At 41.9% G+C, this 9,324-nt stretch carries 9 protein-coding genes; 7 read left to right on the top strand and 2 right to left on the bottom strand.

Annotation, left to right across the window (positions count from 1 at the left end; translation table 11 throughout):
* The first annotated feature begins 70 nt into the window (after positions 1-70).
* The 5 genes from ACOT8F_RS07235 to ACOT8F_RS07255 all read left to right on the top strand — a co-directional run bounded on the left by ACOT8F_RS07235 (position 71) and on the right by ACOT8F_RS07255 (position 4,870).
* Positions 71-613 carry a hypothetical protein gene (locus ACOT8F_RS07235; protein ID WP_421650892.1) on the top strand — a complete coding sequence of 181 codons (543 nt, stop codon included), beginning with the start codon at positions 71-73 and terminating at the stop codon, positions 611-613.
* A 270-nt stretch (positions 614-883) separates the two neighbouring features.
* Positions 884-2,023, top strand: a complete 1,140-nt coding sequence (locus tag ACOT8F_RS07240) for an acyl-CoA dehydrogenase family protein (RefSeq protein ID WP_421650893.1) — start codon at positions 884-886, stop codon at positions 2,021-2,023.
* Positions 2,024-2,167: 144 nt separating this feature from the next.
* The gene (gene cccA, locus ACOT8F_RS07245; protein ID WP_421650895.1) at positions 2,168-2,521 is read left to right on the top strand and encodes a cytochrome c550; all 354 of its coding nucleotides are present in this window, start codon (positions 2,168-2,170) and stop codon (positions 2,519-2,521) included.
* A gap of 518 nt (positions 2,522-3,039) precedes the next feature.
* Entirely contained in the window at positions 3,040-3,756 is a 717-nt protein-coding gene (locus tag ACOT8F_RS07250; protein WP_421650896.1) for a tRNA (adenine(22)-N(1))-methyltransferase, read from the top strand.
* Positions 3,749-4,870, top strand: coding sequence for a Nif3-like dinuclear metal center hexameric protein (locus ACOT8F_RS07255; RefSeq protein WP_421650898.1), 1,122 nt, complete (start codon positions 3,749-3,751; stop codon positions 4,868-4,870). The genes ACOT8F_RS07250 and ACOT8F_RS07255 overlap by 8 nt, the downstream gene beginning before the upstream one ends.
* A gap of 63 nt (positions 4,871-4,933) precedes the next feature.
* Here the strand turns inward: ACOT8F_RS07255 and ACOT8F_RS07260 are convergent, their stop codons facing one another.
* Together ACOT8F_RS07260 and vrrA are read right to left on the bottom strand one after the other, a co-directional pair.
* Entirely contained in the window at positions 4,934-5,881 is a 948-nt protein-coding gene (locus ACOT8F_RS07260; RefSeq protein ID WP_421650900.1) for a 4-hydroxy-3-methylbut-2-enyl diphosphate reductase, read from the bottom strand.
* A gap of 116 nt (positions 5,882-5,997) precedes the next feature.
* Entirely contained in the window at positions 5,998-6,765 is a 768-nt protein-coding gene (vrrA, locus tag ACOT8F_RS07265) for a VrrA/YqfQ family protein (RefSeq protein ID WP_421650902.1), read from the bottom strand.
* A 190-nt stretch (positions 6,766-6,955) separates the two neighbouring features.
* Here vrrA and ACOT8F_RS07270 point away from each other — a divergent pair, with 190 nt between their 5' ends.
* Both ACOT8F_RS07270 and ACOT8F_RS07275 read left to right on the top strand, forming a co-directional pair.
* Entirely contained in the window at positions 6,956-8,266 is a 1,311-nt protein-coding gene (locus ACOT8F_RS07270; RefSeq protein WP_421650903.1) for a DEAD/DEAH box helicase, read from the top strand.
* Positions 8,267-8,276: 10 nt separating this feature from the next.
* Positions 8,277-9,170 carry a deoxyribonuclease IV gene (locus tag ACOT8F_RS07275; RefSeq protein ID WP_421650904.1) on the top strand — a complete coding sequence of 298 codons (894 nt, stop codon included), beginning with the start codon at positions 8,277-8,279 and terminating at the stop codon, positions 9,168-9,170.
* The last annotated feature ends 154 nt before the right edge of the window (positions 9,171-9,324 follow it).

Here is a 9,324-nt window from a genome sequence, read left to right on the forward strand (position 1 = left end):
TTAAATAAGTATTTACAACTTTTTATTCCCTTTTTACAATAACATTAGAATAACGTTTAGGGAGAGTATTATGGACAATCAGCGAAAAACGATTATAATTCAGGAAATTCTTTATTGGAAAGAAAATAGTCTTCTTCCAAATACCTATTGCGATTTTCTCCTTGCTTTATATACTGGAGGTGACGAAAACCAGGCTTCGTCTGAATCAGCAAATGAGAAGAAACGTCCTGCATACAGAGAAAAGCTAATATCAACTCTCTTGTCCCTGGTATTTATAACAATTTCTTTACTTGTCATTTATTTTACAAAATTGTCTTACCTTTTGCAAATGACCATTGTAGGTGTTTTATTTATCTCTACTTCCGTATTAATCGTCAAATCATCAAGCAAATATCATCGCATTGTTCCGCTTGGAGCGGGCGCTATACTGCTTCTGCTTATGTCTATCCATACAGCACAAACATTCATGCCGGGTCAGCAGCTGGTTTTAGGATTTACCATTTTGCTGAATAGTCTTTTGTGGATTTTCGTTGGATTAAAATGGAAAATGAAATCTTTTCTTTTTTCTTCTGCAATCGCGGTCATTTTATTTGCAGTAAAATTTTTCGTCTAATAAAATGGCTCAGTTAAAGCTGAATGTTGATTTTTACACCTTGTTGATCGGGTGCTGAGACTCCTGCTTAGAAAAGCGTGTCAAGGGAGACCCCGCAGGAGTAAAGCGACGAGGAGGCTCTAAGGTAAGCCCGCTAAGCTTTTAGTGCTGCTTGCTGCAATCAACAGCCAAGTTTAACAGAGCCAATAAAATAAAGATTTAAAAAGTTGTGAAAATTAGAGCGGAAAACTATAATAGAAAATGTAAGCGCGTACATACGGGGGGGATAATATGAACTTTGAATTAACAGCAGAACAAAAGCTAATTCAAAAAACGATTCGTGAATTTGCAAACGAAGTAGTAGCTCCGGGAGCGGAAGAAAGAGATAAAACAAAAGCTTTTCCAAAAAAGATTTTTGAACAGCTTGGCGAAATGGGGATGCTTGGGCTGCCTTTTTCAGAAGCTTATGGAGGAAGCGGGGCTGACACGGTAAGCTTTGCTATTGTAACGGAAGAGTTAAGCAGAGCATGCGGCTCAGCGGGGATTACGTATTCTGCTCATATTTCTTTAGGCGGAGCCCCGATCTATTTATTCGGGACAGAAGAACAGAAACAAAAATATCTTCCTCAAATATGCAGCGGAGAATCTCTTGGTGCCTTTGGACTGACTGAGCCAAATGCAGGATCAGATGCAGGCGGTACGATGACAGAAGCAAAAACAGAGGACGGAGAGTTCGTCATCAACGGAAGCAAATGTTTTATAACAAATGCTTCTTATGCCAAGTTTCTAGCGCTTACTGCTGTGACTGGCAGAGAGGGCAGCGAGAAAGAAATCAGTGCTATCATTGTTCCTACTGATGCGAACGGGTTTAGAGTAATAGACAATTACGAAAAAATGGGACTCAACTCTTCTAATACAACAGAACTCGTTCTAGAGGATGTAAGGGTGCCTGAGGAGAATCTTTTAGGAGAAAGAGGCGCAGGGTTTAAACAATTTTTAATAACGTTAGACGGCGGCAGGATTGGCATAGGTGCTATGTCAGTAGGGATCGCTCAGGCAGCTTATGAAAAGGCTCTGGCTTATGCTAAGGAAAGAAAACAATTTAACCGCAGCTTGTCAACCTTCCAGGCGATTCAATTCAAGCTTGCAGACATGGCGATGAAAATAGAACTCGCCAGAAATATGGTTTACAAGGCAGCTTGGCTTAAAGACCAAGGAAAGCCATTTACAAAAGAGGCGTCCATGTGCAAGCTGTATGCCTCAGAAATCAGTTCAGAGGTTGCAAACCAGGCCATTCAAATTCATGGCGGATATGGTTACATGAAGGACTATCATGTAGAGCGATACTTGCGCGATGCCAAGCTTACCGAAATAGGCGAGGGAACAAGTGAAATTCAAAGAATGGTAATTGCAAGGCAGATCGGCTGTTAAACAATGTATTGCTAATCTGTGACAATTTATAAAAATTTGTCCAAATGTTTTGTTAATTTCCTTTTCCTTACTGTAAAATTAAAGTAAAATAAATAGTGATTAATCAAGCCATATATATAGCCATTACATAAGGGAGGGGACCAAATGAAACGTAATCCGCTAGTGCCTTTTGCTTTAATTGCCATACTTGGGATTGGTCTTATTTTTCTGTTTTCCTTCAAAGGACTCGCTGATAACAAGAAGCTTGCCGGCAAGGAAGAAAAACCAAAAACAACGGATATTGCAAACGCTTCCCCGGATGAAATTTATAAACAAAATTGCCTGCAATGTCACGGTGATAAGTACCAGGGAGGAGTCGGTCCCAAATTAGCAGGCATTAAGGCAAGCCCTGACGAAATAAAAAATCAAATTAAAAATGGCGGCGGAGGAATGCCAGCAGGTTTGGTCCCTCCAGAAAAATTAGATGCCATGACCAAATGGGTGTCCAATCTTAAATAAAGTGCCAATCTTGATGTGCCAGTCCTTTGCTTATGTGAAGGATTTTTTTCGTTTTATAAGGGGAGGGGTACGGGGACAGGGCTGCAACATTTAATGCTCCTGTCCCCTGTTAATTTAAAGCAATGAAGGACAGAGACTGCCCTGTTTTATTCATGGCTGTACTAAGCTTTTGGCGTGGAGGGGCCACATCTGTGCCGCTTTAATTGAATGGGGGCCAGGTGTCTTGAGTTAAGCCGTTGTCCCCGGTTTCTCTAAAGCAATGAAGGACATAGGAAACTCGTTTGAATTTCTTTAATTGCAAGGCTTAAAGTGTTGAAGGGACACATCTTTATTCCATTAGCGCACTGGGGGCCAGGTCCAAGGTGAGCTTTGGGGACAGAGACCTTCACAACAAAAACCGCAGCAAATACCCATTAAGGAAACCATCCCAGACATTATGTTATGATAGTCCTTGGAATACAACTTAATTAGAGTAAACGCATTCCTCTAATAGAATAATAATCAGTGGTGATGACATTATGAATGAAACCAAATTATCAAGAAGGCTGCAAAAAGTTGCAGATTACATACCTCATGGCGCGATCCTTGCAGATATTGGATCAGATCACGCCTATTTGCCTTGTTATGCAGTGAAGCACCAGCTAGCCTCGAAGGCCATAGCGGGAGAAGTGGTGGACGGGCCATTTCGTTCTGCCATGCAGCAGGTTCAAAAAAGTGGGCTTACAGGTCTTGTCGAAGTGCGTAAGGGAGACGGGCTGGAAGTTATTGCAGCTGGAGAAGTGACTTGTGTTTCCATTGCAGGAATGGGCGGAGGATTAATTACGAAGATATTGGAGCAGGGCAAGGAGAAGCTGAACGGATCGGAGCGGCTCATCCTTCAGCCGAATATTCATGCAAACCATATCAGAAAATGGCTTTTAGACAACATGTGGGAACTGAAAGACGAATCCATTTTGGAAGAGGATAGTAAAATTTACGAAATACTTATTGCCGAAAAAGGGAACCCTGATGCTTCGTATAGAGGAATGGACTTGGATGCTGGCATTTTATTAGGTCCTTATTTAGCGAAAGAAAAGGATCCGGTTTTCTTGAAGAAGTGGAGTCTTGAGCTAAAGCATTGGGAAGGCATTATTCAAAAACTGGATAAGAGTGCCGCAAATCATGAAAATCAGGAAAAAAAGGAAGAACTAAAAAAGCTTATTGCTATGGTTAAGGAGGAAGCTCTTAATGAGTAAAACACCTAATGGCTATGAAATCATTGAATTATTCGAAAGCTTTTCCCCAAAAAAATACGCTGTTGAAGGCGATAAAATCGGTCTTCAAATAGGCACGCTGAATAAGCCGATCAACAGCATTATGATTGCCCTGGATGTGCTTGAAAACGTAGTGGATGAAGCAATAGATAAGAAAGCAGATTTGATTATTGCTCATCATCCGCCCATTTTCAGGGCTCTGAAACATATTCAGACTGATCAGACTTCAGGAAGAATCATTGAAAAATGCATCAAGCACGATATCGCTGTCTATGCTGCCCACACGAACCTTGATGTGGCTGAAGGCGGTGTGAATGATTTACTGGCAAGCGCCCTTGGTTTGACTGATACAAAGGTATTGGCACCAACCTTAAAAGGGAAGTTAAAGAAGCTTGCGGTGATGGTTCCAGCAGGGCATGAGGAATCTGTAATAGAGGCCGCTTCTAATGCAGGCGCAGGCCATATCGGAAATTATTCACACTGTTCTTTTCAAGTAAAAGGCGAGGGACGATTTCTTCCGCTTGAAAACACAAATCCGTACATAGGCCAAAAAGGCAATCTTGAAAAGGTAGAGGAAGTTAAGGTTGAAACCATTTTTCCGGAGGAGCTTCAGCGTCCTGTCATTCAAGCTGTATTAAAGGCGCATCCATATGAAGAGGCAGCCTATGATATCTTTCCTCTTGATAATGAAGGAATCGAGCTTGGACTAGGAAGAATCGGCAGACTGGAAGAGGAAATGACTCTCGGACAATTTGCAGAGCATGTGAAAAAAGCACTGGATGTCAAAAGGGTTCGTATGGTTGGAGAGAAGAACAGCAAAGTGAAAAAAGTTGCTGTACTTGGCGGTGACGGCAATAAATACATTACCCAGGCGAAATTTTCCGGTGCTGATGTTTTTGTAACAGGAGATCTGTATTATCACGTAGCCCATGATGCGATGATGATGGGACTGAATGTTATAGATCCCGGCCATAATGTAGAGAAAGTAATGAAAAAAGGGGTAACGGATCAGCTGTTATCGATGTGTGAAGAGAAAAAATACGAAGTGAGTATTTTCCCTTCAGAGCTTAATACAGATCCTTTTGAATTTATTTAAAAGAGTAAAAAGCCTTAAACAAAAAAACAGACTTTTAAAAGTCTGTTTTTTTGCTGCAGAAATTTAGCTGCTTTGTATTTTAACCTTCGGCAGAATCTTTTTCAGAGGAACTGAATGATTAAGATTCCATGTTGCTTCATCCTCTGGGTTATATTGCTCCAAAAACTTGATGACTTCCTTTGTAATTGGTGTCGGAGTGGAAGCGCCTGCTGTGATGGCGACCTTTTTTACACCTTTAAGCCATTCAAGCTTAAGCTCGGATAAGGCGCCGATTCTGTATGCTTTTGTTCCGGCAATTTGTTCAGAAACCTGTGCAAGCCTGTTTGAGTTATTGCTCTTAGGGTCACCGACAACGATGGTTAGATCAGCATCCTTTGCTTGCTCTGAAACAGCTTCCTGACGAACCTGTGTTGCAAGGCAAATTTCCTGATGATATTCTACATGCGGATATTTCTCTTTTACCTTTTCCATAATGTCATAGACATCCCATTGGCTCATCGTTGTCTGATTGGTTACAATCAGTTTGTCACGGGTCAAATGAAGCCCTTCAACATCTGCCTCTGTTTCAACAAGATGAACGATTTCAGGAGCAACCCCGACAGCTCCTTCCGGCTCAGGATGGCCTTTTTTTCCGATATAAATGACATCATAGCCTTCCGCTTTTTTCGCTCTGATGAGGTCATGGGTTTTCGTAACATCAGGGCAAGTTGCGTCAATTGCTGTCAGGCCCTTTCTTTCAGCCAGTTCTCGCACTTCCGGTGAAACGCCGTGAGCGGTGAAAATAACGGTTCCTCTTTCAACCTTCTCCAGAATTTCGAGTCTGTTGCTTCCATCAAGGGTGACAATGCCTTCTTCTTCAAAAGCATCTGTAACATGTTTATTGTGAACGATCATTCCTAAAATATAGATCGGTCTTGGCAAATTTTTATCCATCGCAGCATTTTTAGCAATGACCATGGCATCAACCACTCCATAGCAATAGCCGCGTGGCGCAATTTTAATAATCTCCATTAATTCATCTTCCTCCTAGCTGGGAAAGAATTGAACGAAAAAAGCCGTCAGACGGCTTTTAACTCTCATAATCTCTTACTTATTATAAAGGAAGAGCTAATAGATTTCAAAGGCTGCTACACATACATGCGCGGAGTTGAAGTGCCAGGCTTTCTTCCAGAAACAGTTTTCTTAGGGGCTGGCGCATCTTCCGTTTCATCTGGCGTTTCAGATACAGGAGCCTTTTGTTTAACCTTGGCAGAAGGGGTGTGTTCATCTGGCGTTTCAGATACAGGAGCCTTTTGTTTAGCTTTGGCAGAAGCGGGGGTTTCATTTTTTTTCTCGTCGGAAACTTCTGATTGATTTTCCTCAGAAGAGTCATCATTTCCGCCGCTTTTCAGCTGGCTGAATATGCGGTACATTGCAGGCAGGTTCTTAACAAGAGGGCCGTATTGCTGAATCATCGGGGTAACCTGCTGTGCCATACCAAGTGCTTTTTGAACATTTCCAAGCATTCCGGATATATTCGAAGGATTTGCAAGACTTGAAAGTCCTTGTGTGACACCGCCCACACCGGATCCGCCTTGGGCAGCTCCTCCAAGATTAGCAAGGCCCCGTGCCGCTCCTCCAGCTCCTGCATTTCCAGCACCCTGTCCAAAAGGCATGATTTTAGAAAGTAATCCTCTTAATCCTCCCCCGCCTGCTCTTCCAGCTAATTGCTGTGCTCCGAAATTTTGTCCTCCAGCCATTCCGCCAAAAGGGGTTCTTGCACCCTGGCCCAAAAATTGTCCACCATTAAATCCGCCATTGAATGGCTGTCCTCCGTTCATAGGTATACGGCCTGCTAACCTCATCATTCCTCGCTGTGCCGGCCCCATGGGAGGCATGGGTCTTTGTGGAAACATAGTATTGCTCCTTCCTAATGCATTTGTCTAATGTAATGTATGCCGGTTTCTAAAAAAGTGTTTGCGTAAAGCGTCCCTCTTCTAAAAGATAGGCATAATATGTCCGATGGTGTTTTAATAGGGAATCGTTTATAATGTGGAGATGGATTAAGTGAAGAAAGAAACTTCTTCCTAAAAAGGAGCTAATTAAATGAAACAAAATAATTTTGAACGATTCGGTCTACAACCCTTCATGATATCTGCGGTGAAAGAACTTGGATTTAACAACCCCACACAAATACAGGAACGACTGATCCCATCTGTTTTAAAAGGCGATAGTGTTATCGGCCAGTCTCAAACAGGAACAGGCAAAACTCATGCTTATCTCATTCCGCTTTTAAACAAAATAGAAGCAGACCTTGATGCTGTGCAGGTTGTTGTGACAGCGCCAACAAGGGAATTGGCTAATCAGATTTACCAGGAAGCTTTAAAACTTCTGAAGCATTCTCCTGCAACAGTCAATGCACGCTGCTATATTGGCGGAACGGACAAGCAGAGGACAATTGAAAAACTGAAAAACCAGCCCCAGCTTGTTATCGGAACTCCTGGAAGAATTAAAGACCTTATTAAAGAAAAGGCTCTTTTTGTACACCAGGCAAAAGCAATGGTCGTTGATGAAGCTGATTTAATGCTTGATATGGGATTTTTGGAGGATGTTGACACGATTGGCGCCCATATGCCGGAAGATCTGCAGCTTTTGGTCTTTTCAGCGACTATTCCTGAAAAACTAAAGCCTTTTTTGAAAAAATACATGGAGAATCCGAAATATTCCCATGTTCAGCCTAATCAGGCAACAGCTGAAAAAATACAGCATGTTCTAGTTCCTTTAAGACATAGAGAAAAAACAGCTCTTGTTTACGATATGCTGAAGGCTTTTAATCCTTACCTTGCGATAGTTTTTACCAATACAAAAAAGCGGGCAGATGAAGTGGCGGATGCGCTGATTGCTAAAGGCCTTAAGGTAGGACGCATACATGGAGGCCTTTCTCCCCGGGAACGAAAACAAATGATGAAACGAGTCAATGATCTTGAGTTTCAATATGTTGTTGCAACAGATCTTGCTGCAAGGGGTATAGATATCGAAGGTGTCAGTCATATCATAAATTATGAGCTTCCTTCAGATCTGGATTTTTATATTCATCGTGTTGGGCGAACTGCAAGAGCAGGCTACTCAGGAATTGCTGCAACGCTTTATGATGTTTCGGACGAGGATGCACTTGCAAGACTTGAAAAACTTGGGATTACATTTGATCATAAAGATCTTGCTGGCGGTGAGTGGAAAACACTTGAGGACCGGAAGCGCCGTAAAAATAGAAAAAAAGAAGCAGATGAAACAGATACAGTGGCTAGCAGGTTAGTAAGAAGGCCGGGCAAGGTAAAACCTGGGTATAAGAAAAAAATCTCCCGGGAAATGGAAGAAATTAAAAAGAGACAAAGAAGACTTAACCGAAGAAGCAAATAGGGGGATCAGCATGCTTAGAATTGGATCACACGTGTCAATGAGCGGGAAACATATGCTGCTTGCAGCAAGTGAGGAAGCAGCTTCCTATGGAGCTAATACCTTTATGATCTATACAGGTGCTCCTCAGAACACCCGCAGGAAAAAAATAGAGGACTTGAACATTGAGGCAGGACAGGCCCATATGAAGGCAAATGGAATTGATCATATCATTGTTCATGCTCCTTACATTATTAATATCGGGAATACTTCAAACCCAGCTACCTTTAAACTTGGGGTAGAATTTCTCCATTCGGAAATTCAGCGCACCGCAGCTATTGGTGCCAGACAAATTGTCCTTCACCCGGGAGCCCACGTTGGAGCAGGAGCTGAAACGGGCATAAATAAGATTATCGAAGGTCTGAATGAAGTGCTGGAACAGAACCAAAACGTCCAGATCGCTCTTGAAACAATGGCTGGAAAAGGCTCAGAATGCGGAAGATCCTTTGAAGAGCTTGCTCAGATCATAGAAGGTGTCACACACAACCAGCATCTTTCCGTTTGTTTTGATACATGCCATACACATGATGCAGGATATGACTTGATAAATGATTTTGATGGCGTACTGGAGGAATTTGATCGGATTATAGGACTTGACCGGTTAAAAGTGCTGCATGTGAATGACAGCAAAAATCCAATTGGTGCAAGAAAAGACCGCCATGAAAATATTGGCTTTGGGCATATTGGATTTAAAGCCTTAAACAGCATCGTCCACCATCCAAAGCTTGCAGATGTTCCGAAAATACTTGAAACACCTTATGTAGGGGAAGACAAGAAAAACAAAAAACCGCCTTACAAGCTTGAAATTGAAATGCTCAAAAAACAGGAATTTGATGAAGAACTTTTGTCTAAAATTTTGAGTCAATAAAAAGAAAAAAGCTGTCTGAAGACAGCTTCAGACTGTCGACAAACTCCTCGATTTTGAGGAGGATGTTGGCAGTTTTTTTGTATAATGAAAGAAGTAACTAGTGAGGTGATTGAAATGCTGTCTAAAAATAATCAAATGAATCGTGATCAAATGG

This window comes from Chryseobacillus diguaensis (assembly GCF_049220665.1).
Lineage (GTDB): Bacteria > Bacillota > Bacilli > Bacillales > Bacillaceae > Metabacillus_B.

Bases quoted from the DNA above. Each gene is read 5' to 3' on its own strand.
- ACOT8F_RS07235 (WP_421650892.1), top strand. From the start codon at position 71: ATGGACAATCAGCGAAAAACGATTATAATTCAGGAAATTCTTTATTGG.
- ACOT8F_RS07240 (WP_421650893.1), top strand. From the start codon at position 884: ATGAACTTTGAATTAACAGCAGAACAAAAGCTAATTCAAAAAACGATT.
- cccA (WP_421650895.1), top strand. From the start codon at position 2,168: ATGAAACGTAATCCGCTAGTGCCTTTTGCTTTAATTGCCATACTTGGG.
- ACOT8F_RS07250 (WP_421650896.1), top strand. From the start codon at position 3,040: ATGAATGAAACCAAATTATCAAGAAGGCTGCAAAAAGTTGCAGATTAC.
- ACOT8F_RS07255 (WP_421650898.1), top strand. From the start codon at position 3,749: ATGAGTAAAACACCTAATGGCTATGAAATCATTGAATTATTCGAAAGC.
- ACOT8F_RS07260 (WP_421650900.1), bottom strand. From the start codon at position 5,881: ATGGAGATTATTAAAATTGCGCCACGCGGCTATTGCTATGGAGTGGTT.
- vrrA (WP_421650902.1), bottom strand. From the start codon at position 6,765: ATGTTTCCACAAAGACCCATGCCTCCCATGGGGCCGGCACAGCGAGGA.
- ACOT8F_RS07270 (WP_421650903.1), top strand. From the start codon at position 6,956: ATGAAACAAAATAATTTTGAACGATTCGGTCTACAACCCTTCATGATA.
- ACOT8F_RS07275 (WP_421650904.1), top strand. From the start codon at position 8,277: ATGCTTAGAATTGGATCACACGTGTCAATGAGCGGGAAACATATGCTG.